Genomic DNA, 24,785 nt, shown 5'->3' with positions numbered 1-24,785 from the left:
CCGGGTGTCAATCAACTGGTTGGCAGTGTAGGTGTTGGGGGTGTCGCCGGCCGCAAGGCGGGTCTAGACTTCCCTCATAACCGGCCCGTACTCGAGAGGTGACCCCATGGATCCGAATCCGGACTATGACGCGAGCGACGAGCTGGAGTACGGAGCGAACTGGTTCGCCTGGATTCTTCGCGGCGTCTACCCCCCACCGGCCTACCCTCCGGTTTAAGCCGTCAACTGCCAGCGGTGCACACCCGCACCCTGGGCGTAGGACAGATGTCCGCCGAGCGCGCCGCCCACTGAGACCGCGGTCAACCCCAGCACGCTGAACGCGCGCGCCGCACCCACCTTGCCTCGCTTGTACTTCCGATAGGCCACCCAGAACGACACCGCCGCGACCGTGTTGCCCGCCGCGTGCAGGAGTCCGACCCGTCGCTGCCGCTTGCCCAGCGTCGGGAACTCCGCGAGCCCGGCCAGCACAGCGGGCGGCGTGGCGGCCAACCCGATCGCGATGAGCTGCCGCGCGGCGTCGCGGTCCTTGAACACCAGATCCAGCACCATCGACGACATCCACGCGCCGATGGGCAGGGTGATCATCAGCGGATGTGTGGGGTGGCCCAGCCACGAACCGCGCAGTCCCTGTGCCAACGCGCCGTCGCCGAGCACCCGGTCGACGGCATCGGCCGTCCGGTCCGCGACCGCGTCGAGAGAGTCGGCCGATTCGGGGATCTGAAGAAGGGCGTGCATGTCCATGCCGTCCGGATTACCCGCGCGTCGCCGGCTGAACCGATCGGCGTCAAGCGGCGCGCGACAGCGTACGCAGCGCCGTACGGATCGCGAGGTAGATCACCGAGGAGGTGACCACGAAGATCGGCCAACCCATCGCGACGCGCGCCACCGCGAGCAGTCCCTCCCGGTCGTTGTCGTAGAGGTAGAACTGCACCGCGAAGCGCGACCACGAGGCGGCGGCCATCACCGCGGTGGCGATGTCGAAGGCCAGGCGCACGCGCCGCACCCGCCGCCAGGCGCCGTCACGTCCGGTGATCCACGCCCACACCACTCCCACCAGCGGACGCCGCACCACCAGCGACGTCGTGAACGCGATCGCCAGGCCCAGGTACATCCAGATGCCCGGAAGATAGAAGTCCTTGGCGCGGCCGGTCATCAATGCCAGGGCGGCGCAGACTGCCACCCCGGCGAAGCCGAACAGGGCGGGCCGTATCGAACCTCGTTGCAGCAGTTGCCAAGCCGCTATGAGCGCCGCGGCGCCCACGGCGGCCCCGGTGGCCACCGGCAGGCCGAGCGTCGGCGACGACACGGCGAACACCGCGACCGGCAACGCGGAGTAGATCAGCCCGCGGACGCCACCCGCACGGGCCAGCAAGACCTCGACCGGCGAACGTCCCTGCGTCACCCGCCCGAGCTTACGGCCGGCCGGTCGACTAGAGCGCCTTGAGTTCCTCGATCACCGAGGTGACCGACTTCTTGGCGTCCCCGAACAGCATCGAGGTCTGGTCGAGGAAGAACAGCGGGTTCTCGATGCCCGCGTAGCCCGCGTTCATCGACCGCTTGAGCACGATCACCGACCGGGACTCGTCGACGTTGAGGATCGGCATGCCGTGAATCGGGCTCGAGGGGTCGTTGCGCGCGGCCGGATTGGTGACGTCGTTGGCGCCGATGACCAAAGTGACGTCGGTGCGGCCGAATTCACCGTTGATGTCGTCCATCTCCTTCATCGAGTCGTACTCGACGTCGGCCTCGGCCAGCAGCACGTTCATGTGCCCCGGCATGCGGCCGGCGACGGGATGGATGGCGTACTTCACCTCGACGCCTTTGCTCTCCAGCAGGTCGGCCATCTCCTTGACGGTGTGCTGGGCCTGCGCGACAGCCAGCCCATAACCGGGGACGACGATCACCTGGTTGGCATACGCCATCTGAATCGCCGCGTCCGCGGCCGAGGTCGCCTTCACGGTGCCCTGGTCGCCCCCCGGACCCGCCACCGCGTCGGCGCCGCCGCCGAAGGAACCGAACACGATCGCCGGGATCGACCGGTTCATCGCCACGGCCATCAGGTTGGTCAGGATCGAACCGGATGCGCCGACGATCATGCCCGCGACGATCATCGCGGTGTTGTCCAACGCCAGACCCGCTGCGGCAGCCGACAATCCGGTCAGCGCGTTGAGCAAGGAGATGACGACCGGCATGTCCGCGCCGCCGATCGGGAACACCACGAACAGGCCCATCAGGCCGGCGAACACGAGGACAAGCGCGATCGTCCAGCCCGGGCTGCCGGTTCCCGCGTTGAGCCCGATGTAGATGGCTGCGGCGGTCGCACCGAGCAGCAGCAGCACATTGGCGGCCTGAAACAGCTTCGCCGAGGCGACAAGTCGCTTCTCGACGTTCTTCGGGATCGACTCCTGCAGTTTGAGGAAGGCCACCAGCGAACCCCAGAACGACACCGAGCCGATGATCGCGGCGAGCAGCGACCCGCCCACCAGCGCCACCGTCGGATGCTGGTCGGGCGTGAAATGCGCGAAGCCGTCGGTCTCGATGAACTCCGCCCACGCGATCAACGCAACGGTGCCGCCGCCGACGCCGTTGAACAGCGCCACCAACTGCGGCATCGCCGTCATCTTGGTCTTCTTGGCCGGCGGCACACCGAGAATCACGCCGAGCGCCAATCCGGCCACGATCAGCACCCAGTTGATCGGCGCGGTGTCGCGCACCTTGATCAGCGTGGCGATCACGGCGATGGCCATACCGGTGGCGGCGATCCAGTTGCCCCGCACCGCGGTCTTGGGCCCGGTCAGCCCGGACAGGCCGAGAATGAACAGTGAGAACGCGACGATATAGAGGACTGTGACGAGATAGTTCACTTGTCAGCCGCCGCTTCCGTCGTCTCGACTGCCTTGGGATCGGGCCTTCGCCCCTTGAACATCCCCAGCATCCGGTCGGTGACCAGGAAGCCGCCGATCACGTTGAGCGTGCCGAAGATCAACGCCACGAACGCGATGGTGCGCACACCCCAGGGCGCGTCGGCGGGCAGATCGCCCAGCACGATCAGCGCACCGAGCACCACGATGCCGTGGATGGCGTTGGTGCCCGACATCAACGGTGTGTGCAAGGTGTTGGGCACCTTGGAGATCACGGCGAACCCGACGAACCCGGCGAGCACCAAGATCGCGAGGTTGGCCAGCAGATTGTCGTACATCAGTTCTCTCCCCGGGTGACGCAGGAGGCCGCCACCACCTCGTCGTCGAAATCGGGCATCAGCTTGCCGTCGCTGATCAGCAGGTCCAGCAGCGAGGTGAGGTTCTTGGAATACAGCTCGCTGGCGTGTTCGGGCATGGTGGCGGGAAGGTTCAGCGGTGAGGCGATCGTGACGCCGTGGCGGACCACGGTCTGCCCCGGCTCGGTGAGCTCGCAGTTGCCGCCCGTCTCGCCGGCGAGGTCGACGACCACGCTGCCCGGCTTCATCCCCTCGACCGCGGCCGCGGTCACCAACCGGGGCGCCGGCCGACCGGGCACCAGCGCGGTGGTGATCACGACGTCGAAGCCGGTGATCGCCTGCTCGAGTTCCTTCTGCTGTTGCGCGCGTTCCTCTTCGGACAGCTCGCGGGCGTAGCCGCCCTCACCGGCGGCCTCGATACCCAGCTCGAGCCACTGCGCGCCGACCGAGCGGACCTGATCGGCCACCTCGGGGCGCACGTCGTAGCCGGTGGTGCGCGCGCCGAGCCGCTTGGCGGTGGCCAGCGCCTGCAGACCGGCCACACCGACGCCCAGCACGAGTACGGACGCCGGCTTCACGGTGCCGGCGGCGGTGGTGAGCATCGGGAAGAACCGCGTCGACTCCGAGGCCGCCAGCAGCACGGCCTTGTAGCCCGCGACGTTGGCTTGTGACGACAGCGCGTCCATCACCTGGGCGCGCGAGATGCGCGGGATCGCCTCGACGGCGAAGGCCTGCACACCCGCCGACTTCAGGGCGGTGATCTGGTTGTCGTCATTGCGCGGGGCGAGGAAGCCGATCAACGTCTGGCCGCTCGTGAGCCGGGCGACCTCCGCGGCGGTCGGCGGCGCGACCTTGACCACGACGTCGGCGGCCCAGGCGTCACCGATCGTCGCGCCCGCGCCGGTGTAGAGGTCGTCGGGCAGGAGCGCCCGCTCGCCCGCGCCGGATTCCACGACGACGGCGACACCACTTTTCACCAGCGACGCGACGGCCTTGGGCACCAGCGCGACGCGGCGCTCGTCGGCTCCTGATTCGCGCACCACCCCGACCGTCGGGCCCGTCCCCTCGGCGACATCAGCATGCGTCTGCTCTGTCATGACGGAACACCTTAACCGCTACCGCTGGTCACATCTAAATCGGTACGGCCCGTCGCGGATTTCCACCGGCACGGCGCACCGGAAACGGCGCCCGCGCGAACTAGCATCCCGAAGGTGCCGGAAGACTCGAAGGTGCCCGAAGCCTCGACGGTGCCCGAAGCCTCGACCGGGCCAGCAGACCGAGCGCCGAGGTCCCCCAGTCGCAGACGCACACGGATCAACGACATCGCCACCGTGCTGATCATCCTGGTCGTCTACATCGCGTCGCTCGTCGGCTATCACTATCTCTCCGGCGAGCCCGTATCCCTGGGGCCTCCCGATCTCGGCACCAGTGACGACAACATCGTCCAGGTCACCCTGTCGGAACTGCACACGGTGGCCAACGAGGTCGACGTCAAGGTCGTCGTCTTCCCGTCCGACGACCACATGAACAACGACCTCAACGTGGTCAACACCGATATCGCGGTGCGGCTGTTCATCAACGAGGTCAACATCGACATCCAAGACCTTCAGACGCCGAAGGGTCAGTTGCCCGCCGAGATCAGTGCCACGCTGTCGGCCAAGGGCGACCCGGACAAGTGGCCGTTCGACTCGTACACCGTCGGGGCTCTGGGAGCCGACGTGCTCATCGGAAGCGGTGACGACCGCACGTTCGAGCCCGCACGGGTCGTGGTGACCGGCGGGCTCGACGGGTGGGACATCTCCAGCACGCGAAGCGGGCCGGCCACCCAGTCGGCGGCCGACGGCGACTACGAGACGGTGACGTTGAAGCGGGCGAAGGGACCGCTCGCCTTCGATGTCGGCCTGTGCCTGGTCTTGATCACCCTGCCCGCGCTGGCCCTCTTCGTGTCGATCGAGATGCTGCGGGGACGGCGTAACTTCCTGCCGCCGTTCGGCACCTGGTACGCCGCGTCGCTGTTCGCGATCATCCCGATCCGCAACTTCATGCCCGGTGCTCCTCCGCCGGGCGCGTGGATCGATCAGGTCCTGGTGTTGTGGGTGCTGCTGGCGCTGACCGGCGCGATGGTGCTTTACTTCGCCGCCTGGTGGAGACGCAGCGATTGACGTCGCGTCTGCCACGTGACGGGGTCCGCCTATCGTTGTGTCGATTCCGCACAACCAGGAGGCCATCGGATGGCTGTCGACCGGCTGCTGCCCACCCCGGACGCCGAAGATCTCATCGCGCTGACCCGCGACATCGCCGACAAGGTGCTCGACCCGATCGTCGATGATCACGAGAAGGCCGAGCGCTATCCCGAAGGCGTGATGGCACAGCTGGGTGCGGCCGGGCTGCTGAGCCTGCCCCAGCCCGAGGAGTGGGGTGGTGGGGGCCAGCCCTACGAGGTCTACCTCCAGGTGCTCGAGGAGTTGGCGGCGCGGTGGGCGGCCGTCGCGGTGGCGGTCAGCGTGCACAGCCTGTCGTCGCATCCCCTGTTGATGTTCGGCTCCGACGAGCAGCGGCGTCGCTGGCTGCCCGGCATGCTGTCGGGTGAGCAGATCGGCGCCTACAGCCTGTCGGAGCCGCAGGCCGGTTCGGACGCGGCGGCACTGCGCTGCGCGGCCACCAAAACGGCTGACGGGTACGTCCTCAACGGCTCCAAGTCGTGGATCACCCACGGCGGGCGTGCCGACTTCTACACGTTGTTCGCGCGGACCGGCGAAGGGTCACGGGGCATTTCGTGCTTCCTGGTCCCCGGTGACCTGCCCGGGCTGAGCTTCGGCCAGCCCGAGGAGAAGATGGGCCTGCACGCGATCCCGACCACGTCGGCGTTCTACTCCGACGCCCCCATCGATTCCGAACGGCTGATCGGGGCCGAGGGCCAAGGCCTGCAGATCGCGTTCTCCGCACTGGATTCCGGGCGGTTGGGCATCGCCGCGGTCGCCACCGGGCTGGCCCAGGCCGCGCTCGACGAGGCCGTCGCCTACGCCAACGAGCGAACGACGTTCGGGCGCAAGATCATCGACCATCAGGGCCTCGGGTTCCTGTTGGCCGACATGGCCGCCGCGGTCGCCAGCGCGCGGGCGACCTACGTCGATGCGGCGCGGCGGCGCGATCAGGGGCGGCCGTACTCGCAGCAGGCCAGCGTTGCCAAGCTGATCGCCACCGACGCCGCGATGAAGGTGACCACCGACGCGGTGCAGGTCTTCGGCGGTGCCGGCTACACCCGCGACTACCGCGTCGAGCGCTACATGCGCGAAGCCAAGATCACCCAGATCTTCGAGGGCACCAACCAGATTCAGCGCCTGGTCATCGCCCGCGGGCTCACCGCTTAGTCGGCGGGTGGTTCGGGCGGTGAGGTGACCGTGACCTGCGTGCCGTAACCCTCCGCCGAATTCACCTGAAGCGACCCGCCCATCGCGTCGAACCGGGCCAGCAGTGAGCCCAGGCCGATATGACCGTCGGCGACGTACTGCTCGACGATCGCCGGGTCGAAGCCCTTGCCGTCGTCGGAGACCGTCAGCACGACCCGGTCCCCTCGGCGCGCCAAACCGACCCGCACGGTTGTCGCGTCGGCGTGCTTGTGGATGTTGGCGAGCAGTTCCCGGGCCGCCCGGTAGAGCAACTGCTGCGATTCGGGTTTACCGACGTCGTCGAGATCCGCCTCGATTTCATAGTGACCGCGGGATTCGAACTGCCGCAACAGCTCTCGTATCGCCGGGGTGAGGCCCAGTTGGGCCAGCACCTGAGGGTGCAGCTGGGTCACCGTCGAGCGCAGCGCCGCCGCGGTCTGTTGTAACGCGTCGCGGACCGCCTCCAGCGCGGGATCGTCGTTGTTCTCCTGCAGTTCGTCGAGGTCGAGACGCGCCGCGAGCAGCGTCTGCAGCGGACCGTCGTGCAGATTCTCGGCGACCTCCCGGTTGTGGCGCTCGTCGGCCTGCATCGCCTCGGAAACCAGTTGCCGCCGTACCGCCTGCAGCTTCGCCACCCGGGCCTGGCGACGGACCAGCACCACGCACAGTGCGGTCATCGCCAGCGACCCCCACAGCAGGAAGCCGAAATGAGTGTAGACGACGTTCGGCAACCCGACCGTGTCGTCGCGTTTCGAGTACACCACCCACGCACCGAGATAGGCCGTCGCCGTGCCGATTCCGAGCAGCGCGGTCAGCAGCGGCCGGTCCTGGAACGCCACCGCGATGGGCAGGAGGAAGAAGACCGGGAGCAGGGCGGCGGTGGCGCCACCCGACACCAGACACAGCACCAGGATCATCAGGACGTCGACGCCGGTGGAGGCCCAGCCGCCCCACCAGGGCACCGGGCCGCGCAGGACCGCGACAAGCCAGACCACCGCCGCGACCGCCCATATCCCGAGCACCGCCGCGTACAGCCCCGGCAGCCAGTGGTCGACCTCCCAGATCGCCACCAGCACACCGATCAGCGCGAGCAGCGGCAGCCTCAGCACCGCCGAAACGCGCACGGGTTCCTCGGCGAAGAAGCTCGCGATCCGGTCCATCACGACGGCGTCAGTCCAGCAGCTTGCGGCGCATCGCCTCGGCGACGGCGGCGCCGCGGTCGTTGACCCCGAGCTTCTCGTAGAGCCGCTGCACGTGGGTCTTCACCGTCGACGGCGCGAGGAACAACTGCTTGGCCATCGCCGGGATGCTGGTCCCGGACGCGATCAGCCTGAGCACCTCGCGTTCCCTCGGGCTCAGGGTCGGCCCGCTGGGTTCGGAGCGCTTGCGAATCTCACCGGCCAGGCCGGCGGCCAGGCTGGGTGCGACGACATCTCGGCCCTTGGCGCAGTCGAGCACCGCATTGACGAGTTCCGATCGAGTGGACTCCTTGGGCAGGAATCCCGCCGCGCCGCTCTGCAGCGCCTGGTAGACGATCGCGGACTCGTCGTGCGCCGAGATCAGCAACACCCGGGTGGGCAGTTCGTCCCGGATGACCGCGGCCGCCACCTCCGACCCGTCCATGCCCGGCATGCGATAGTCCAGCAGCGCCACCTGCGGGGTATGCGAGCGGATCGCTTCGAGCGCGGCGACGCCGTCGTCTGCTTCGGCCACCACCTCAATCTGCCCGCTGGAGACCAGCGCGCGGACCACCCCGTCGCGAAACATCGGATGGTCGTCGCCCACCACCACCCGGACCTTCTCACCGGCCGTGCCGCTCACCACGGGTGTCAGCTTGGCACAGCGGGCCGACCGCCTCCTCCATTTGGAGGACATGAGATTCAACCCGTCCGAGGGCCGGTCGCCCCACATACAGCGAGCTGGTGTTGCAGCACTCTTGAGTCATCGCCGGAACATCCCGGTGGTCAAGAACACAGAAGACCAGGAATCAAAGGAGATTCGAAATGACCACCAACACCAATCGCCGCCTCGCCGGTTTCGTCGCGCTGCCGGTCCTCGCAGCCGGGATCCTCGGCGGGGCACTCGGTTTCGCCGGAGCCGCCAGCGCAGGGACCTACACCCCCGACAACACCCCGCGACCGGGCATCGTCGCGACGCCCAACGTCCACGCTCCGTCGGTTCAGTCGGGGACCCACGGCCACCGCATCGACCACATCCACGTCGAGGAGCCGGGCTACTACCGCTGAGTCCAGACACAAGAGCGGGGGCACCGATTCGGTGCCCCCGCTTCATGTATGCGATCAGACCGAGGTCAGCACCTCGGCGGTCTGCAACGCCTGGCCGACGCCGGAGACGATCGAGGCCAACCGGATCGCCTCGAAGATCACCGTGCGCGACACGTCGGCATCGCGCAGGGTCTTCTCGTGCGCGGCGACACAGTGGCCGCATCCGTTGATCGCCGACACCGCCAGCGACCACAGCTCGAAATCCTCCTTGGCGACACCGGGATTGCCGATGATGTTCATCCGCAACCCGGCACGCAGGTCGTCATAGGCGCCGTCGAGCTGGCCCTTCGTGCGGTAGAAGACGTTGTTCATCCCCATGATCGCGGCCGCGCCGAGAGCGGCGTTGTAGGCCTCCTGGCTGAGGATGTCCAGGGCGTCCTCGGCGATCTCGCGCAGGAGTCGCTCGTTCTTGGTCGCCGCGGCGGTCGCCACCAGGGCGCCCCACAGCTGCTCCTCGGACAGCTCGGTGCTCTTGACGATGCTGCCGAAGTTCAGCTTCAGATCCTTGGCGTACTCCGGCAGCGCTTCCTTGATGTTGTCGATGCTCATGGTCACACCGCCTCTGCCAGCAGCTCGGCCGGCTTGATCGTGGGATCGCCCTTCTTCCAGTTGCAGGCGCACAGCTCGTCGGACTGCAGCGCGTCGAGCACCCGCAGCACCTCGTCGACGTTGCGGCCCACGGACCCGGCGGTCACCGACACGAACTGGATCTCGTTGTTCGGGTCGATGATGAACGTCGCCCGGTCGGCCACGCCGTCGGCGTTGAGCACACCGGTCGCCAGCGAGAGCTCACGCTTGAGGTCCGAAGCCATCGGGAACGGCAGCTTCTTGAGGTCCTCGTGCTGGGCGCGCCACTGGAAGTGGACGAACTCGTTGTCGACCGACACGCCGATGACCTTCGCGTCGCGGTCCTCGAAGTCGTCGTTGAGCTTGCCGAACGTGGCGATCTCCGTCGGGCACACGAAGGTGAAGTCCTTCGGCCAGAAGAAGACGATCCGCCACTTGCCCTCGTGGTCCTCGCTGGTCACGCGGGTGAAATAGTCGTCGGGCTGCTTGGCATCGACCTCAGAGAGGTCACCGCCGACCACCGCCGCCATGTCGTACCGGGGGAACTGGTCACCGATTGTCAACAATGCCATCGCGAGCACCATCCTTATCGCTTAGTTTGGATTCAGTCCAGATTACCTACTCGATACTCGACCTTTCTCGATGCGAAGGCAAGCTAAACGAACGTGATTGTGGCCACACCGCCACCCTGAAATAGGTTCGCTGTCAGCGTATTTCGGGGCCCGGTGGGACGCAGTCATCGAAGAGCGCGCGCACCGTCGCGACTACGACGTTGCTACGGTCGATGGATGTCGAACATCTCCGAGAACGACCGCATCGAGGACGTCACGCCCGGCGACATCGTCCTCGTCGACCGGGGCGCCGAATCCGTCCCCTGCAAGGTGGTGCACAAGGACGTCAACGACGGCACTGCCGTCATCACCTACGAGCTCGACGACGGTACGACGTTTCAGCTCGAGTACGCCGCGGGCGCCCGGGTGACCCGCAGCCTGGAGGCCAAGTGGGAGTCCGGGCAAAGCCCGACGCAGCACAAACCCGTCTGAGGAGGTGACATATCGTGGCGGGCATGGACTTCGCGATGTCGGCCAAGGCCTCCGACTACCACCAGCGCCTGGGCGATTTCATGACGGAATTCGTCTTCCCCGCCGAAGCCGAGTACCACCGCTACCGCGAAGAGGCGGGTCCGAAGGACCACACCGTCCCGCCGATCGTCGAGGAGCTCAAGAAGCTCGCCAAGGAACGCGGGCTGTGGAACCTGTTTTTGCCCGCCGAGTCCGGTCTGACCAACCTCGAGTACGCGCAACTGGCCGAGCTGACCGGCTGGAGCATGGAGATCGCGCCCGAGGTCACCAACTGCGCGGCCCCCGACACCGGCAACATGGAGACGCTGCACCTGTTCGCCAATGAGCAGCAGCGCAAGCAGTGGCTCGAACCGCTGCTGGCCGGCGAGATCCGCAGCGCGTTCGCGATGACCGAACCCGCGGTCGCCTCCAGCGATGCCCGCAACATCGAGACGACGATGCTGCGCGACGGGGACGACTACGTCATCAACGGTCGCAAGTGGTGGATCACCGGCGCGGCCGATCCGCGCTGCAAGATCATGATCGTGATGGGCCGGACCAACCCGGATGCGGCCAGCCACCAGCAGCAGTCGATGATCCTGGTGCCCACCGACACCCCGGGCGTCGACATCCAGCGTTCGCTGCCGGTGTTCGGCTGGCAGGATCAGCACGGGCATTGCGAGATCGTCTTCGACAACGCGCGGGTGCCCGCCGAGAACCTGCTCCACGAAGAGGGCAGCGGGTTCGCGATCGCCCAGGCCCGCCTGGGCCCCGGCCGGATCCACCACTGCATGCGCGCGATCGGCGCCGCCGAGCGGGCGCTGGCGCTGATGATCGACCGGGTGCAGACGCGGGTGGCGTTCGGCAAGCCGCTGTCCGAGCAGGGCGTGGTGCGCGAGTCGATCGCCAAGTCGCGCAACCAGATCGACCAGGCCCGCCTGTTGTGCCACAAGGCGGCGTGGACCATCGACCAGCAGGGCAACAAGAGCAAGGACGCGCAGGTCCTGGTCGCGCAGATCAAGGCGGTCGCCCCGCAGATGGCGTGCGACGTCATCGACCGCGCCATCCAGGTGCACGGAGGCATGGGAATCTGCGACGACGTGCCGTTGGCGCGGTTGTACGCCTGGCACCGCGCGATGCGGCTGTTCGACGGGCCCGACGAGGTGCATATGCGGACGATCGCCCGGGCCGAACTGGGCAGGGAGAAAAGCGCTTTCGCGACGGCGGCGACTGGCGGCCCCGCGGCGACGGGCGGGGCTCGGTAGGTGGCGGGCAACCCCGACGCCCTGTCAGGGGCGTGGAACTTCCGCGACATCGCCGAGGAGACCGGCATCAGACCCGGGCAGTTCTTCCGGTCGAGCGAGCTGAGCGGTCTGGACGAGACCGGCCGGGAGCTGTTGCGCCGCTTGAACATCACCGATGTCGCCGATCTGCGCTCGGATCGTGAGGTCGAGCGGCGCGGGCCGGGACGGGTGCCCGATGGCGTTGCGATACACCGGCTGCCGTTTCACGAGCTGGCCAAGCCCGGCGCCGAGGCCCCGCATGAGCAGAGCTTCCAGCGCATGATGACCGAGAAACCCGATGACGAGGACGTGGCGGTGGCGGCGGGGCGGTTCATGACCGAGGAGTACCAGAAGTTCCCCACGCTGCCCGGTGCGCACCTGGCCGTGCGCCAGGTGATTACGATGCTCGCCGGGCAACGCCCGGTCATCGCGCACTGCTTCGCGGGTAAGGACCGCACCGGCTTCACGGTCGCGACGGTGCTCGAGGCGGTCGGTGTGGAGCGCGACGCCATCGTGGCCGACTTCCTTCGCAGCAACGAGGCGGTGTCACAGCTGCGCGAGAGCATCCTCGAGTCCATTCGCAACCGGTCCGAGGACGCCACCGACGAGATCGTCACCTTCGCCGAGGCGCGACTCACCGAGGAGGTCCTCGGTGTGCGCGAGGATTACCTCGAGACCGCGCGACGTTCGATCGTCGAGAACTACGGCTCGGTGCGGGGCTACCTCGAAGCCGCCGGCGTCACCGACGACGAGGTCGTGCGCCTGCGCGCCGTCCTGCTCGGCTGAAACCCCGTCACTTCCCGCCTTTTTCGGCCTCGTACTTCTGATTCATGTGCTCGATCGCGGACAGCTGCGTCTGGGCCAGCTCCTGGCGCACATCGCGGGCGCGCTCCGCGGCGTCGAGCGTCGGCTGGGCCTGACCCTGGAAGTGCGGTATGACCTCGGCGGCGAACAGCTCCGCCGAGCGCTTGGTGGCGGCCGGGTTGGCCCATTCATGCCCCATCTGCAGCATGCACCCGAAGCCGCCGGACTGGTCCCACAGCCGCTGCACCTGGGCGCGGGCTTGTTCCGGCGTTCCGATGACGCCGGCGCCTGCGCCGTTGATGATGTCGACGACCTCGTCGATGTTCTCGCCGGGCACCTCCATCTGCGGGAACGCCGCGACCTTCTGGAAGTATCGGTACCAGTGCTCGATGCCGAAGCGGACGTCGGCGCGTGCCTGCTCCTCGGTTTCGGCGATGTGCATGGGGCACACCAGCGACCAGTTGCGGCGATCGACCGTGGTGCCGAACGCGGCCGCGCGTTCCTCGGCGATTCCCCAGTGATGCGCGAGCGCGTCGAATCCCTCGACAACCAGCGTCGCCCCGATCGACAGCAGCCCGATCCCGTGCTTGCCGGCCAGCCGCGCACCGGTCGGCGAGGCCACCGCGGCGACGGCCAGCGGGATGCCGTCCTCCGCATACGGCGCCAGTTGCAGCCTGGCGTCGTGGAGTTCGTGGGTGGCGGTCTTGGCCGAGACCGTTTCACCCTTGAGCAACCGCACGACGATGTCGAGGTTGGTCTCCAGGAGTTCGCGGGTGTCGGTGGGCGTCAGGCCGATCATCGCCGAGTCGGTGGGCAGCGAGCCGGGCCCCATGCCGCCGATGATGCGGCCGTGGGTGAGGTGGTCGAGCAGCATCAGCCGGTCGGCCGCCCACAGCGGGTTGTGATACGCCAGCGAGATGACCCCGGTGCCGAACCGGATCCGCTTGGCGCGCTGCGCGGCCGCCGCAATGAACACTTCGGGTGAACTGATGATCTCGCTTCCCGCCGAATGGTGTTCGCCGATCCACGCCTCGTCGAAGCCCAGCGCGTCGAGGTGCTCGATGAGCTCGAGGTCGCGCTGCAGCGCGAGCGTCGGGTTGGTGCCGGCGCGGTGGAACGGTGCGATGAAGTATCCGAAACGCAGCTTGCCCATGCCTGCAAGCTACTGCGTCAGGTACACCCCGATGACCCAAACGACGGTGGCGAGCAGCGCTCCGGCCATTTCGACGCCGACCGACAGGGCGACGCCCTTGAGCGCGTGCTTCGTCGACGTCCACGCCGCGCGCCGGTCGTGGCGGTTGGTGAGTTCGGCGAGATAGACACCCAGTACGAAACCGATCGCCAGCCCCAGAACGGGAATCACGAAGAAGCCGATCACGCCGAGCACCCCGCCCGCCAGCAGGCTCGGGGTGCGCACATCGGCCTCGCGCATCCGCCGCACCGGCCACGTGTACTTGATCAGCGCCGCTGCGCCGAGCAGCACCGTCGCCACGGCCAGCGTCACCCACGCGGTGGGCTCGCTCTCGACGACGGCCCACACCGCGATCGCCCCGAAGACCAGCAGCGTGCCGGGAAGCAGCGGCACCACGATGCCGACGATGCCGACCGCGATGGCCAACGCGACAAGCACGATCCCACCGGCGCTCATGCGTCGAATTTACGGGTGCTGGGCCCGCACCCACTGCATGTTGCCGATGGTCTTGGTGCGCACGCGCTCGAATCCGCGTTGTTCGAACAGGTCGCCCAGCTCGTCTTCGGCGAAGAAGCGCGCCCCGCCCCGCGACAACCATCGCAACGGCGGGGGCACGCTGCCGACGGTCGGCACCATGATGGCGATCCGTCCGCCGGGCCGCAGCACCCGGTGCATCTCGGCCACCGCCGAGGCGGGCTCGGGGATCAGCTGCACCACCGCCAGCGACGTCACCGCGTCGACGGTCGCGTCCCGGAACGGCAACCGCTGGGCGTCCGCGCGCAGGAATCCGACGTTGGGCCCGGCCTGTGCGCTGACGGCCCGCGCCAGCATCGGCCTGGAGATGTCGATGCCCAGCGCCAGCCCGTCGGGTCCGGCCGCGCGGGCCAGCGAGGCGGTCACGTTGCCCGGCCCGCTTCCGATGTCGAGCGCGACACCGCCCTTCGGGATGTCGAGCCACTCGATCGGCAACTGCCATGCGCCCACGAATCTGCGGGCAAAGCCCTGCGCGTAGTCGTAGAACATCGACCCCGGACCTGAGGCCCACACGGCCTGGATCAGACCCTTGTTCTCGGGCGGAGCCTGGTTCGGCGATGCCGCGTCGTCGAGCAGGTCCAGGTAGCCGTCGCGCAGATCCAGACGCGTCGGCGGATCGGCGAACAGCTCGACCGCCCGGCGCAGCGCCGGCGGCAGCGAGGATGCATCGGTCACGCTTCCACGCTACCCCCGCGACTTGTGAGTGATTCCGTTCGCTGTGCGAGCGTTTTCACTCACAAATCCCCACTGCGCTACGCCCCGAGCTGGTCGGCCAGATCGACGAAATCTGCTGCCATGACGTCAAATTCACCGTCTTCGATCTTCGAGGGGCGGCGTCGGCCGGCTCCGTATTCCAGCGGCCGATCCACGTAGGCCGTCATCAGGCCCGCGCGCTTCGCACCGCGCAGATCGCTGGCGTGCGCGGCCACCAGCATCAACTCGCCGGGCGCAACGTCGAGCAGCTCGGCGCACCCCAGATACGCCTCGGGATCGGGTTTGTAGTGGCGGAACAGCTCGGCGGAGATCACGCAGTCCCACGGCAGTCCCGCCCGCTTGGCCATGTTCGTCAGCAGCGAGACGTTGCCGTTGGACAGCGTCGTGATGAGGTAGCGGGCCTTCAATCGGGTGAGACCCTCGACAGCGTCGGGCCACGGGTCCAGGCGGTGCCAGGCCCGGTTGAGATGGTCGACGGCGGCGTCGTCGACGCCCTCGATGCCCGCCGCCTCCAGCAGCTCGACGAGGATCATGCGGTGCAGGCCGTCGATGTTGGTCCACGGCAGCTCACCGCGGCGCACCCGATCCATGGCGGGCGGATAGCCGGCCCGCCAATCGTCGGCGATCCCGGCCCAGTCCCGTTGCACGCCATGGGCTGTGCCGAACTCCTCGAGTTCGCGGATGATGCTCGACCGCCAGTCGACCACCGTGCCGAACGTGTCGAACGCCAACGCGCGCGGCGGCATCGCTACGGCTCCAGCACGACCTTGCCCAGCACCCCGCCGTCGGCGAGTGCCTGCAACGCGTCGGCGCCCTTTGACAGCGGATAGCGCATGGGCGGCGGCGGGCGAAGACCGGCCTCGACGAGTTGTGCCACGCCGAACTCGAACACCGACTGCGAACCGGGCTTGCGGTTCACGTACTCGCCGTAGCCCACACCGATCACCGCGACGTTGCGCAGCAGCAGCCGGTTCACCTTCACCGTCGGAATACCGCCCGCGGCAAAGCCGATCACCAGTAGCCGGCCCTCCACGGCGAGCACACGGATCGCATCGTCGAACGCGTCACCGCCGATCGGGTCGACCACCAGATCGACGCCGCGGCCGTCGGTCGCCTCCTTGACCGCCTTCAACCACCCGTCGGTCAACGGCAGCACGACATCGGCGCCCAGCGACTCGACGAACTCCATGGCATGCGGCCGGTGCACCAACGCGATAACCCTGGCGCCCAACGCCTTCGCGATCTGGATGCTCGCCACCCCGATGCCGCCCGCCGATCCGAGCACCAGCACCGTCTCACCTGGCCGCAGCGCACCGCGCTTGGCCAGCGCGAAGTACATCGTCTGGTAGTTACCCAGCAGCGCAACGGCTTGCGCGTCGTCGAGGCCGTCCGGAGTGGGCGTCAGATTGTCGGGCGAGACCGCCACCTGCTCGGCCCATCCGCCGAGCATGGACAGCGCCGTCACCCGTTGCCCGGGCTGGTATTCCGACTCGTACGGCGCCGAGCGCACCACCCCGGCGACCTCCATGCCGGGGACGAACGGTGGCTCGAGCCGCAGCTGGTATTCGCCGCGCAGCAGCAACAGGTCGGGGAAGCTGACCCCGGCCGCACCGACGTCGACGACAACGACGTCCTCGCCGCCGACATCATCGACGTCGGTGTAGACCAGCCCGGCGGGCCCGGTGAGTTCCTGCGCGACAAGCGCTTTCATCGAACTCAGCCGAGGCTGAACGTCGCCCGCTGCGCCGCCGACAGGTCGGTGATCTCGCCCCACTTCGCGGCGATGTCGTCGACAGAGGGAACCTCGGAGAAGGTGATGCCCTCGTTCTGGAACAGCGCGGTGCGCTGGACCTTGCCGCCGCCGACGATGAACACCGAGGCGGTGTCGGGCAGTTCCTCGGTCATCAGGTAGGCCACCACCGGCGCAACATATTCCGGCGTCAGTTTCTCGAACACCTCCGGCGGCAGGATGTCCTGCGTCATCCGGGTGGCCGCGATCGGGGCGACCGCGTTGGCCTTGATGTTGTACTTCGCGCCCTCCTGGGCCAGCGTGTTGATCAGGCCGACGAGGCCGAGCTTGGCGGCGCCGTAGTTGGCCTGGCCGAAGTTGCCGAACAGGCCGCTGGTCGAGGTGGCCACGACGATGCGCCCGAAGCTGTTCTCCCGGAAATGCGGCCAGGCCGCGCGGATCACGTTGTAGCCGCCGTAGAGGTGCACCTTGAGCACCGCGTCCCAGTTCTCGAACGTCATCTTGTGGAACGTGCCGTCGCGCAGGATGCCCGCATTGGAGACCACGCCGTCGATCTTGCCGAACTCGTCGAGAGCGGTCTTGATGATGTTCTCGGCACCCTCGGACTCGGCGACCGAGTCGTAATTGGCCACCGCCCGGCCACCGGCGTCCTTGATCTCCGCGACGACCTGGTCGGCCATGTTGTGGCCGGCGCCGGTGCCGTCACGAGCACCGCCGAGGTCGTTGACGACGACGCTGGCGCCTTCCTTGGCGAGCGTCAACGCGTATTCGCGCCCGAGCCCACCTCCGGCCCCGGTGACGACGATGACGCGATCCTGCACTCCTGGCATGGGGTTCCTTTCTGAACATTCCGCGGTTTCGGATCAGATGCGCCGGGCGCCACCGGAACCGCTAGAACAGGCGTTTGGCGAGCTTCAGCGCCTTCTCTGTATACGGGGGATAGATGAACGCACCGACATCGGGTCGGGTCGGCTTGGTCATCACGGTCTTCTTGTGACTGAACTGCTCGAAGCCGTACTTGCCGTGGTAGGCGCCCATGCCCGAGGGGCCGACGCCGCCGAACGGCAGCTTGTTGGTGGCGAAGTGGAACAGCAGGTGGTTGACCACCATCCCGCCCGCGGGCACCTCCTTGATCACCCGTTCCCTGATGCTCTTGGTCTTGGTGAACAGGTAGGCCGCCAGCGGCTTCGGACGCGAATTGACGAAACTGATTGCGTCGTCGAGTGATTGGACCGTCACGACCGGCAGGATCGGGCCGAAGATCTCGTCGGTCATCAGCGGTTCCGCCGGGTCGGGATCGACGACGACGGTCGGCTGGATGCTGATCTTCGACGCGTCCGAACCGCCGCCGACGACCACCTCACCCTTGGTCGCGGCCAACGCTTCGGTCAACCGCCCGAAGTGCCGTTCGTTGACGATGCGCTTACCGTCGGGATTCTCCGACTCGAACGTCGTCACCGCCTCTTTGATCTTGTCGACCAGCTTGTCGCGGATCTTCGCGTCGGCCAGCACGTAATCGGGCGCGATGCAGATCTGCCCGGAGTTGATCAGCTTGGTCCACGCGATGCGCTTGGCCGCGACGTCGATGTCGGCGTCGGCGGAGACGATCACCGGGCTCTTGCCGCCGAGTTCGAGCGTGACCGGCGTCAGATGCGGTGCGGCGCCCTCGTAGACTTTGCGGCCGATCTCGGTGCCGCCGGTGAAGCAGATGTGGTCAAACCCCTGCGCGATGAGCTCCTGGCTGACCGAGCCGTCGCCCTCGACCACCGCGACCGCGTCGGAATCGAGGTAGCGCGGCACCAGTTCGGCCATCAGCGCCGACGATGCCGGACAGACCTCCGAGGGCTTGAGGACCACGGTGTTACCCGCGGCGATCGCCCCGATCGCCGGGCCGAGCGTCAACACGAACGGGAAGTTCCACGCGCCGATGACCAGCACCGTGCCGAACGGCTCGTACTCGACCCAGCCGCGGCCGGGCAGCTGCGACATCTCCAGCAGCCGGTAGCGGCGCTTGGTCCACTTCTTGACGTTCTTCGCGGCGTCCTTGGCCTCACCCGCGGTGCTCGCGATGTCGGCCAGCCACGCCTCGAAGCGGTTGCGCCCCAGATCCTGTTCGAGCGCGGCGGCGATGGCCTCCTCGTTCTCGACGGCGAGGCGTTCGATCGCCTTGAGCTGGCGGATGCGCCACTCGATATCCCGCGTGCGGCCGGTCTTGAAGGTGTCGCGCAGGCGGCGCACGATGCTGGGGATGTCTTCGGTGGCTTGTTCTGACGTGGCGATATCGGTGGTCATGGGGAGTCCTTCCTGACCCGAGGAATGCCCCGATCCTAACCAACCGGTTGGGCCCCCCAGAAGGCCTCTCTCACTCCTTGTACGTGGACCCCGCGCAAGCGGGCGAGCGACCGTGTTCGTCCCTCGACACGCCGCGAATCAGCGTACAAACGCGGTCGCTCGCGCGAGCTTCGGTGCCCGACGCGCGGTAGATCAGACCTTGTGCGCGATGACGAACTCGGAGAACCCGTCGTCGTTCGTGTATTCCTCGGGAAGCACCCAGCGATCCAACCGGCGCATCTCCTGTTGCGAGGTCACCGCGGTCGAGCGCCAGCCGTGCGCGTCGAGCCATTCGGAGACGTCCGCACGGTCGGGATCGTTGTACATCAGCTCCGCGACGTCGACGGATTCCTCCATGCCGAGCTGCGCCCGGACCCGCTCGAAACGTTCCCGCATCTGCTCGCGCCGCTCCTCGGCCTGCACCCCGACCGTCTCCACCGAGACGCGGCTACCGGGCGCGCTGAGCGCGGTGATCTGCTCGAAGAGCCGGTCCTGCGCGTCGGCGGGCAGGTACATCAGCAGACCCTCGGCCAGCCACGCGGTCGGGGCGTCGGGGTCGAGACCCGCCTGCTGCAGCGCGGCCGGCCAGTCCTGGCGCAGGTCGACGGCGACCGCGACGCGCTTGGCGGTCGGCAACGCGCCCTGCTCGGCCAACCGGGCGGCCTTGTACTCGAGCACCTTGGGCTGGTCGATCTCGTACACCGTCGTACCCGCGGGCCACTGCAGGCGATACGCGCGGGAGTCGAGCCCCGACGCCAGGATGACGACCTGCCGGATACCCGCCTCGACCGCATCGGTGAAGTACGCGTCGAAGAAGTGCGTCCGCACCGCCTGGTAGTTGCCCATGTGCTCGAAGATCGCCGCGACGTCTTCATCCGCCTCGGCGACCTTCACGCGGGTCTGCGGGTCGAGCATGACGTCCCAGACACCGCCACCGGCACCCGCGACCAGCACTTTGGCGAACGGATCACGGATCAGCGCGTCGTCTCGGTCGGTCTCGGCGGCCCGCGCGGATGCCACCATGACCGCGGTGGTGCCCACGCTGGTGGCGATGTCCCAGGTGTCGTCTTCAGTGCGCAGCGAACTCATCGGACGCCAGGGTACCGAAGAACTTAGGCAGGCTATCGAGCAGTGGGGCAGGTCACGCCGTCAGGTCTGCAGACGCCACAGGTTGTTGGACATCAGCAGCTCGAACTGGCGGACCACCGCTTTGAGCTCGTCGTGGCTGCCGACGAATCCGGCGTAGAACCCCATGCCCCACATCACCGCGACCAGCATCTCGACCAGCGAGTCGACCTCGGTGTCGGTGGTGAGCTCGCCGCGCGCGATCGCGTCGTTGACCGCCCAGGCCACGAACTCGCGCGAGTGCTTGAGCGAATCGTGCTCCTCGTCGCTGAGCTCCGGATGGCGCTGCGCCTCCAGCACCGACGTCACCAAAAATGCTGCGGCCGAACGATCTTCGGAGTCAGCCTGCATCGCTGCGGTGAAGTAGGCCGACAATCTGGCGAGCAGACTGGTTTCGTCTTGTGCGCGCGCTTTCCCCGCGCTGACTATCGCGGCGTTGGTCTGCTGCACGACTTCGCGCCATAGAACCTGCTTGTTGGCGAAATAGTGGTTGATCGCGGGGCGGGTCAGATCCGCGCGAATCGCGATCGCCTGGAAGGTGGCGGCGTCGTATCCGAGTTCGCTGAAAACCTCGCGCGCGGCTCCTATGATGCGCTCACGCGTCTCGGCAGCCTTCGCTGCGGGAGGACGACCCGGACCTCTACTCGCCGTATGCGGCACGGTCAAATTGTGCCACACGTCACGTGGCCCTTCAGTCGTCAGCTTCCCCGGGGTTCCGACCTGCCTTTTATCAGCAAATTGCGGTTTACGCCGCCGAGAAATTCGACGTAGAGAATCGGCCCGCCTTAGAACTAATGTCCAGGTAATGGGGAGCGTCGTATCGCGGGACGGTTACTTCGACGTGGGTATCGAGATCCTGTCCGATCTGGGATACGGCGGTCTGAAGCTCGCGGAGGTCTGTCAACGCCTCGGCGTGACGACCGGGTCGTTCTACCACTACTTCCCGAACTGGCCCGCCTACACCAGGGAGCTGCTCGCGCACTGGACGCAGGAGCGCACCGTGCGGGTGATCGAAGCGGTGCGCAACGAGCCCGACCCGCGCTGCCGCATCGAGGCCCTGTTCCAGACCGGTCTGGATCTCCCTCATAGTGCCGAGGCCGCCATCCGGGTGTGGAGCAGGCTGGACCCGCATGTGCACGAGGTGCAGGTCGCGGTCGATCAGCAGCGCTTCGACATCTTGTACGAATCGGCGTTCGAAATCCTGCAGCACAAGAGGCAGGCGCAGCTGTTCGCCGAATGCGCGATCTACGTCTTCGTCGGTTATGAGCAGACGACGTTGCCGCGCGACCCCGAGGGGTTGCGGTGGATCTCCGGGGAATTGCGCGAGGCGCTCGACGACGGTCGGTTCGCGTCGGTCCCCGACGTCGATTAGCGCGGGCAGCGGGGTTGTCGCTCACTGAAGTCGTCGCCCCGGTGTGGCGCCACGCGGAGGACCGCCTGCGACGGCGCGATCCCGAACTCGACGCGCTGCGCCGTGCGATCCGGGCAGCCATCGTGTTGCCGATCGCGGCCGCGGTGAGCTTCGCGGTCGGCGGTGGGACCCAGACGCCGATGATCACGATCTTCGGTTCGGTCGCGCTGCTGATCCTGGTCGACTTCCCGGGAAACCGGCCGGCGCGCGCGCTGGCCTACCTCGGGCTGGCCGTCAACGGCGCCGTCCTGATCACGCTCGGCACCCTGGTGGCACCGCATCCGTGGCTCAGCGTCGCGGCGATGTTCGTCCTCGGGGTGGTGGTCACGTTCTCGGGGGTGCTCAGCGAGATCATCGCCGCCGGGCAGCGCGCCACGCTGATGACGTTCGTGCTGCCCGCGTGTACTCCCGCCGGGCCCATCCCCGATCGGCTGCTCGGCTGGTTCATCGCGCTCGTGTTCTGTGTGCCCGCCGCCCTGTTCCTGCTGCCGCCGCGCCATCACGACGAGCTGCGCAGCGGCGCCGCGCGCGTGTGCGACCGGCTGGCCGACTGTCTGCAGGGCACCACTCCGGCCAAGAACGTGACCCGGGCGATGAACCATCTGTGGGAGACGTTCCTGGGTGCCGACTACCGACCCGTCGCGCTCACCGCGGGCAGCCGCGCCCTGGTCCGGGTGGTCGACGACCTCGGTTGGCTGTCGGACCGGATCACCGACGGGACGGGACGACTCCTCGGCGAGATGAAATACCCGCTGATTCGGGTGCTGCGGGATTCGGCTGCCGTACTGCAGATCTCCGACGTCTCGACCCGCGCCGCCCGCACCGCCGACCTGGACGCGGCGCTCACCGAACTCCGCGAGATCGCCCAGGGCCGCTACCGGGAGGACATCCTCGAGATCCTCGCATCCTCCGACGACGCGGACGCGATCGCCGTGGGCCGCAACCTCCTTGGGCGACGCACGTTCTCGGCGACGGTCGGGGTCACCGGCCGCATCATCCGCAATGCCGCGGCCGCCGACGCCCGCCCCGTGTGGGCCCGGGTGCTGGGCCGGGGCCTTCCCAAGACCGGGACCGCGGACTGGGTGATGCCCGAGACCACCGCCGTCGCTGCGATCACCCGTGGGTTCCTGGCCACCCGGGCGGTGGTGTTGCGCAACAGCATCCGCACGGGCCTCGGGTTGGCGCTGGCGGTCGCCGTCACCCACCTGTTCCCCCTCGAGCACGGATTCTGGGTCGTGCTCGGAGCGATGTCGGTACTGCGCAGCAGCGCGCTGACCACCGGGACGCGGATGCTACGGGCCGTCGCGGGTACCGCGCTCGGATTTCTGTTGGGTGTCGGGCTCATCGAGCTCGTCGGCGTCGATCCGGTCGTCATGTGGATGCTGTTGCCGTTGGTGGCTTTCGGATCGGCCTTCGTTCCGGAGGTCGCGTCCTTCATCGCCGGGCAGGCCGCCTTCACGATGATGGTGCTGATCATCTTCAACCTGATTGCGCCGACGGGTTGGAGCGTCGGCCTCATACGCGTCGAGGACGTCGTGGTCGGTGCACTCGTGGGGGTGGTCGTGTCGGTCCTGTTGTGGCCGCGGGGTGTGGGTAACCGGCTGGGGCGGGCCATCGACGACGCGTTCGCCGTCGGCGCGACGTTCCTCAAGGCGGCGGTGCTGAGGGTGACCCGCGGGGCGTCGGAGGAGGCCACCGATCGGGTGCTCGCGCTGAGCCAGCAGGCACTACGGGCGACGCGGACCGTGGATGACGCAGTGCGACAGTTTCTTTCAGAGAGCAGCGGCCCGACCGATATCCGCGGGCCCGCGGTGCGATCGGCAAACCGGGCCGTCAGGCTCCGCGCCGCCGCCGAACTGATCGCCGACGTCGTTCCCCCGCCGCACGGGATTTATCCGCAGACCAGGCAGGTGCTCGAAACCCACGCCGAGGCGATCTGCGCGAGGGTCACCGGCGGTACGGTCCATTCCCCTCCGCCGCTCAGCGACGACTTCGTGACGTCCCTGCGGGCCGAGGCCACCGACGACGATCTCGCGGTATCCGCGGCAATGCCGTTGGTGGCCGTCGCCGCCCATCTCGGGGCGTTGAACCTGCTCTATCCCAAGCCCGCCCCCGCACCCTCGGCTAAGGGCGGTGAGGCATGAGGGCGTTCGGAGGGATCTGGCCGAACTTGCCGGCCTGGTAATCCTCGAGCGCCTCGATCAGCTCGGACTTGCTGTTCATCACGAAAGGTCCGTACTGGAACACGGGTTCGCGAATCGGAAGACCGCCGAGGATCAGCACTTCAAGGGCGGGACGGTGAGCGTCCTGGCTCCGGTCTGCTTGGACGCGGATCCGGTCACCGGGGCCGAGCACCGCCAGCTGCCCCTGCTGGATCGGGTGTGCCACGGGGCCGACCGTTCCGCGTCCGGACAACACGTAGACCAGCGCGTTGAAGTCGCGCCTCCACGGCAGGTCAAGCCGGGCTCCGGGCTGAATCGAGCTGTGCGCCAACGTGATCGGAGTATGCGTCGCCCCGGGGCCGACGTGGCCGCCGATGTCACCGGCAACGACCCTCACCAGCGCGCCGCCGTCGTCGGACGACAACAGCGTGACCTGGCCGCCTTCGATCGCCTGGTATCTCGGCGTCGCGAACTTGTCCTTGCGGGGCAGGTTGACCCACAGCTGGATGCCGTGGAACATGCCGCCGCTCTCGACGAGCTCGGCGGGTGGCGTCTCGATGTGCAGGATTCCCGAGCCGGCGGTCATCCACTGGGTGGCGCCGTCGGTGATCAGCCCGCCGCCGCCGTGGGAGTCCTGGTGCGCGAATCGGCCGTCGATCATGTAGGTGACGGTTTCGAACCCGCGGTGCGGATGCCAGTCGGTGCCTCGCGGTTCTCCCGGTTCGTACTCCACTTCACCCATCTGGTCCATGTGAACGAACGGATCGAGCTCGGCGGCCGAGACTCCGGCGAAGGCGCGGACGACGGGGAAACCCTCGCCTTCGAAGCCGCGCGGGCCCGTGGTGATCGACCGAACGGGCCGGTCGGTGTCGGACGGTCCGGCCACGGCGATGCGGGGAAGCGTGAGCGTATCGGCGGTAATCGCAGGCATACTCCGGTTAACCGGACTGAGGTCCGATT

Annotated in this window: 27 protein-coding genes and 1 pseudogene; 9 read left to right on the top strand and 19 right to left on the bottom strand. The window is 67.8% G+C overall.

What is annotated here, in order from left to right:
* Window positions 1-103: 103 nt before the first annotated feature.
* Window positions 104-217: pseudogene (locus AU072_RS28440) on the top strand (CAP domain-containing protein); the annotation flags it as partial.
* Here the strand turns inward: AU072_RS28440 and AU072_RS06600 are convergent.
* From AU072_RS06600 to AU072_RS06580, 5 genes are read right to left on the bottom strand one after another with little or no spacing between them, the layout of a single operon-like run.
* Window positions 214-741 (bottom strand): DUF2231 domain-containing protein, encoded by a 528-nt coding sequence (locus AU072_RS06600; RefSeq protein WP_064413033.1) that lies wholly within the window; start codon window positions 739-741, stop codon window positions 214-216. The pseudogene AU072_RS28440 and the gene AU072_RS06600 sit on opposite strands and share 4 nt — an antisense overlap.
* Before the next feature lie 43 nt (window positions 742-784).
* Window positions 785-1,402, bottom strand: a complete 618-nt coding sequence (locus tag AU072_RS06595; protein ID WP_064413032.1) for a DUF3159 domain-containing protein — start codon at window positions 1,400-1,402, stop codon at window positions 785-787.
* Between the two features lie 28 nt (window positions 1,403-1,430).
* A complete protein-coding gene (locus tag AU072_RS06590) occupies window positions 1,431-2,864 on the bottom strand; it encodes an NAD(P)(+) transhydrogenase (Re/Si-specific) subunit beta (RefSeq protein ID WP_064413031.1) in 1,434 nt (477 codons plus the stop codon).
* A complete protein-coding gene (locus tag AU072_RS06585) occupies window positions 2,861-3,199 on the bottom strand; it encodes an NAD(P) transhydrogenase subunit alpha part 2 (RefSeq protein WP_064348579.1) in 339 nt (112 codons plus the stop codon). Before AU072_RS06585 ends, AU072_RS06590 begins: the two co-directional genes overlap by 4 nt.
* Complete coding sequence (locus AU072_RS06580; protein WP_064413030.1) at window positions 3,199-4,314, bottom strand: Re/Si-specific NAD(P)(+) transhydrogenase subunit alpha; 1,116 nt, start codon at window positions 4,312-4,314, stop codon at window positions 3,199-3,201. The genes AU072_RS06585 and AU072_RS06580 overlap by 1 nt, the downstream gene beginning before the upstream one ends.
* A 114-nt stretch (window positions 4,315-4,428) precedes the next feature.
* Here AU072_RS06580 and AU072_RS06575 point away from each other — a divergent pair, with 114 nt between their 5' ends.
* Both AU072_RS06575 and AU072_RS06570 read left to right on the top strand, forming a co-directional pair.
* Window positions 4,429-5,379: a DUF4436 domain-containing protein gene (locus tag AU072_RS06575; RefSeq protein ID WP_082681026.1), complete on the top strand. Its 951-nt coding sequence runs from the start codon at window positions 4,429-4,431 to the stop codon at window positions 5,377-5,379.
* A gap of 69 nt (window positions 5,380-5,448) precedes the next feature.
* Window positions 5,449-6,588, top strand: a complete 1,140-nt coding sequence (locus AU072_RS06570) for an acyl-CoA dehydrogenase family protein (RefSeq protein WP_064413029.1) — start codon at window positions 5,449-5,451, stop codon at window positions 6,586-6,588.
* Here AU072_RS06570 and AU072_RS06565 read toward each other — a convergent pair.
* Both AU072_RS06565 and AU072_RS06560 read right to left on the bottom strand, forming a co-directional pair.
* Window positions 6,585-7,766, bottom strand: coding sequence for a sensor histidine kinase (locus AU072_RS06565; RefSeq protein WP_064413028.1), 1,182 nt, complete (start codon window positions 7,764-7,766; stop codon window positions 6,585-6,587). The genes AU072_RS06570 and AU072_RS06565 overlap by 4 nt on opposite strands.
* 10 nt (window positions 7,767-7,776) lie before the next feature.
* Entirely contained in the window at window positions 7,777-8,427 is a 651-nt protein-coding gene (locus AU072_RS06560) for a response regulator (RefSeq protein WP_120270969.1), read from the bottom strand.
* 182 nt (window positions 8,428-8,609) lie between these two features.
* On the opposite strand from AU072_RS06560, the gene AU072_RS06555 reads away from it, so the two are divergent.
* A complete protein-coding gene (locus AU072_RS06555) occupies window positions 8,610-8,852 on the top strand; it encodes a hypothetical protein (protein ID WP_064413027.1) in 243 nt (80 codons plus the stop codon).
* Between the two features lie 54 nt (window positions 8,853-8,906).
* Here AU072_RS06555 and ahpD read toward each other — a convergent pair whose 3' ends face one another.
* Window positions 8,907-9,440, bottom strand: a complete 534-nt coding sequence (gene ahpD / locus AU072_RS06550) for an alkyl hydroperoxide reductase AhpD (RefSeq protein WP_064413026.1) — start codon at window positions 9,438-9,440, stop codon at window positions 8,907-8,909.
* A 2-nt stretch (window positions 9,441-9,442) separates the two neighbouring features.
* Window positions 9,443-10,030 carry a peroxiredoxin gene (locus AU072_RS06545; protein ID WP_064394629.1) on the bottom strand — a complete coding sequence of 196 codons (588 nt, stop codon included), beginning with the start codon at window positions 10,028-10,030 and terminating at the stop codon, window positions 9,443-9,445.
* Between the two features lie 216 nt (window positions 10,031-10,246).
* Between AU072_RS06545 and AU072_RS06540 the strand changes: the two genes are divergently transcribed.
* The 3 genes from AU072_RS06540 to AU072_RS06530 are packed head-to-tail and all read left to right on the top strand — an operon-like array spanning window position 10,247 to window position 12,588.
* Window positions 10,247-10,501, top strand: a complete 255-nt coding sequence (locus AU072_RS06540; RefSeq protein WP_064413025.1) for a hypothetical protein — start codon at window positions 10,247-10,249, stop codon at window positions 10,499-10,501.
* Window positions 10,502-10,524: 23 nt separating this feature from the next.
* On the top strand, window positions 10,525-11,784 hold the full coding sequence (locus AU072_RS06535) for an acyl-CoA dehydrogenase family protein (RefSeq protein ID WP_064413024.1): 1,260 nt from the start codon (window positions 10,525-10,527) through the stop codon (window positions 11,782-11,784).
* A complete protein-coding gene (locus AU072_RS06530) occupies window positions 11,785-12,588 on the top strand; it encodes a tyrosine-protein phosphatase (RefSeq protein ID WP_064413023.1) in 804 nt (267 codons plus the stop codon).
* Window positions 12,589-12,595: 7 nt separating this feature from the next.
* Here AU072_RS06530 and AU072_RS06525 read toward each other — a convergent pair whose 3' ends face one another.
* The 9 genes from AU072_RS06525 to AU072_RS06485 all read right to left on the bottom strand — a co-directional run bounded on the left by AU072_RS06525 (window position 12,596) and on the right by AU072_RS06485 (window position 20,912).
* Entirely contained in the window at window positions 12,596-13,759 is a 1,164-nt protein-coding gene (locus tag AU072_RS06525) for an LLM class flavin-dependent oxidoreductase (protein ID WP_064413022.1), read from the bottom strand.
* Between the two features lie 9 nt (window positions 13,760-13,768).
* The gene (locus AU072_RS06520) at window positions 13,769-14,254 is read right to left on the bottom strand and encodes a DUF456 domain-containing protein (protein ID WP_064413021.1); all 486 of its coding nucleotides are present in this window, start codon (window positions 14,252-14,254) and stop codon (window positions 13,769-13,771) included.
* 9 nt (window positions 14,255-14,263) lie between these two features.
* Complete coding sequence (locus AU072_RS06515) at window positions 14,264-15,007, bottom strand: methyltransferase domain-containing protein (RefSeq protein ID WP_064413020.1); 744 nt, start codon at window positions 15,005-15,007, stop codon at window positions 14,264-14,266.
* A gap of 77 nt (window positions 15,008-15,084) precedes the next feature.
* Window positions 15,085-15,792 carry a haloacid dehalogenase type II gene (locus tag AU072_RS06510; RefSeq protein ID WP_064413019.1) on the bottom strand — a complete coding sequence of 236 codons (708 nt, stop codon included), beginning with the start codon at window positions 15,790-15,792 and terminating at the stop codon, window positions 15,085-15,087.
* 2 nt (window positions 15,793-15,794) lie between these two features.
* On the bottom strand, window positions 15,795-16,757 hold the full coding sequence (locus AU072_RS06505; RefSeq protein ID WP_064413018.1) for an NADPH:quinone oxidoreductase family protein: 963 nt from the start codon (window positions 16,755-16,757) through the stop codon (window positions 15,795-15,797).
* A gap of 5 nt (window positions 16,758-16,762) precedes the next feature.
* Window positions 16,763-17,626, bottom strand: coding sequence for an SDR family oxidoreductase (locus AU072_RS06500; RefSeq protein ID WP_064413017.1), 864 nt, complete (start codon window positions 17,624-17,626; stop codon window positions 16,763-16,765).
* A 61-nt stretch (window positions 17,627-17,687) separates the two neighbouring features.
* Window positions 17,688-19,088 (bottom strand): aldehyde dehydrogenase family protein, encoded by a 1,401-nt coding sequence (locus tag AU072_RS06495; protein WP_064413016.1) that lies wholly within the window; start codon window positions 19,086-19,088, stop codon window positions 17,688-17,690.
* Window positions 19,089-19,280: 192 nt separating this feature from the next.
* Window positions 19,281-20,216, bottom strand: coding sequence for a class I SAM-dependent methyltransferase (locus AU072_RS06490; RefSeq protein WP_064413015.1), 936 nt, complete (start codon window positions 20,214-20,216; stop codon window positions 19,281-19,283).
* 60 nt (window positions 20,217-20,276) lie between these two features.
* Window positions 20,277-20,912, bottom strand: a complete 636-nt coding sequence (locus AU072_RS06485) for a TetR/AcrR family transcriptional regulator (protein WP_064413115.1) — start codon at window positions 20,910-20,912, stop codon at window positions 20,277-20,279.
* Between the two features lie 145 nt (window positions 20,913-21,057).
* On the opposite strand from AU072_RS06485, the gene AU072_RS06480 reads away from it, so the two are divergent.
* Window positions 21,058-21,624: a TetR/AcrR family transcriptional regulator gene (locus tag AU072_RS06480; RefSeq protein WP_064413014.1), complete on the top strand. Its 567-nt coding sequence runs from the start codon at window positions 21,058-21,060 to the stop codon at window positions 21,622-21,624.
* Window positions 21,625-21,638: 14 nt separating this feature from the next.
* A complete protein-coding gene (locus AU072_RS06475) occupies window positions 21,639-23,807 on the top strand; it encodes an FUSC family protein (protein ID WP_064413013.1) in 2,169 nt (722 codons plus the stop codon).
* Here the strand turns inward: AU072_RS06475 and AU072_RS06470 are convergent.
* On the bottom strand, window positions 23,788-24,756 hold the full coding sequence (locus tag AU072_RS06470; protein WP_064413012.1) for a pirin family protein: 969 nt from the start codon (window positions 24,754-24,756) through the stop codon (window positions 23,788-23,790). The genes AU072_RS06475 and AU072_RS06470 overlap by 20 nt on opposite strands.
* Window positions 24,757-24,785 lie beyond the last annotated feature (29 nt).

This window comes from Mycolicibacterium novocastrense (genome assembly GCF_001499835.1).
Lineage (GTDB): Bacteria > Actinomycetota > Actinomycetes > Mycobacteriales > Mycobacteriaceae > Mycobacterium > Mycobacterium novocastrense.
The sequence above is the reverse complement of the archived record's forward strand: the minus strand, read 5'-3'. Positions and strand labels throughout refer to the sequence as shown.

Bases quoted from the DNA above. Each gene is read 5' to 3' on its own strand.
- AU072_RS06600 (WP_064413033.1), bottom strand. From the start codon at position 741: ATGGACATGCACGCCCTTCTTCAGATCCCCGAATCGGCCGACTCTCTC.
- AU072_RS06495 (WP_064413016.1), bottom strand. From the start codon at position 19,088: ATGACCACCGATATCGCCACGTCAGAACAAGCCACCGAAGACATCCCC.
- AU072_RS06470 (WP_064413012.1), bottom strand. From the start codon at position 24,756: ATGCCTGCGATTACCGCCGATACGCTCACGCTTCCCCGCATCGCCGTG.
- AU072_RS06545 (WP_064394629.1), bottom strand. From the start codon at position 10,030: ATGGCATTGTTGACAATCGGTGACCAGTTCCCCCGGTACGACATGGCG.
- AU072_RS06490 (WP_064413015.1), bottom strand. From the start codon at position 20,216: ATGAGTTCGCTGCGCACTGAAGACGACACCTGGGACATCGCCACCAGC.
- AU072_RS06540 (WP_064413025.1), top strand. From the start codon at position 10,247: ATGTCGAACATCTCCGAGAACGACCGCATCGAGGACGTCACGCCCGGC.
- AU072_RS06570 (WP_064413029.1), top strand. From the start codon at position 5,449: ATGGCTGTCGACCGGCTGCTGCCCACCCCGGACGCCGAAGATCTCATC.
- AU072_RS06510 (WP_064413019.1), bottom strand. From the start codon at position 15,792: ATGCCGCCGCGCGCGTTGGCGTTCGACACGTTCGGCACGGTGGTCGAC.
- AU072_RS06535 (WP_064413024.1), top strand. From the start codon at position 10,525: ATGGACTTCGCGATGTCGGCCAAGGCCTCCGACTACCACCAGCGCCTG.
- AU072_RS06580 (WP_064413030.1), bottom strand. From the start codon at position 4,314: ATGACAGAGCAGACGCATGCTGATGTCGCCGAGGGGACGGGCCCGACG.
- AU072_RS06585 (WP_064348579.1), bottom strand. From the start codon at position 3,199: ATGTACGACAATCTGCTGGCCAACCTCGCGATCTTGGTGCTCGCCGGG.
- AU072_RS06565 (WP_064413028.1), bottom strand. From the start codon at position 7,766: ATGGACCGGATCGCGAGCTTCTTCGCCGAGGAACCCGTGCGCGTTTCG.
- ahpD (WP_064413026.1), bottom strand. From the start codon at position 9,440: ATGAGCATCGACAACATCAAGGAAGCGCTGCCGGAGTACGCCAAGGAT.
- AU072_RS06520 (WP_064413021.1), bottom strand. From the start codon at position 14,254: ATGAGCGCCGGTGGGATCGTGCTTGTCGCGTTGGCCATCGCGGTCGGC.
- AU072_RS06525 (WP_064413022.1), bottom strand. From the start codon at position 13,759: ATGGGCAAGCTGCGTTTCGGATACTTCATCGCACCGTTCCACCGCGCC.
- AU072_RS06505 (WP_064413018.1), bottom strand. From the start codon at position 16,757: ATGAAAGCGCTTGTCGCGCAGGAACTCACCGGGCCCGCCGGGCTGGTC.
- AU072_RS06480 (WP_064413014.1), top strand. From the start codon at position 21,058: ATGGGGAGCGTCGTATCGCGGGACGGTTACTTCGACGTGGGTATCGAG.
- AU072_RS06555 (WP_064413027.1), top strand. From the start codon at position 8,610: ATGACCACCAACACCAATCGCCGCCTCGCCGGTTTCGTCGCGCTGCCG.
- AU072_RS06500 (WP_064413017.1), bottom strand. From the start codon at position 17,626: ATGCCAGGAGTGCAGGATCGCGTCATCGTCGTCACCGGGGCCGGAGGT.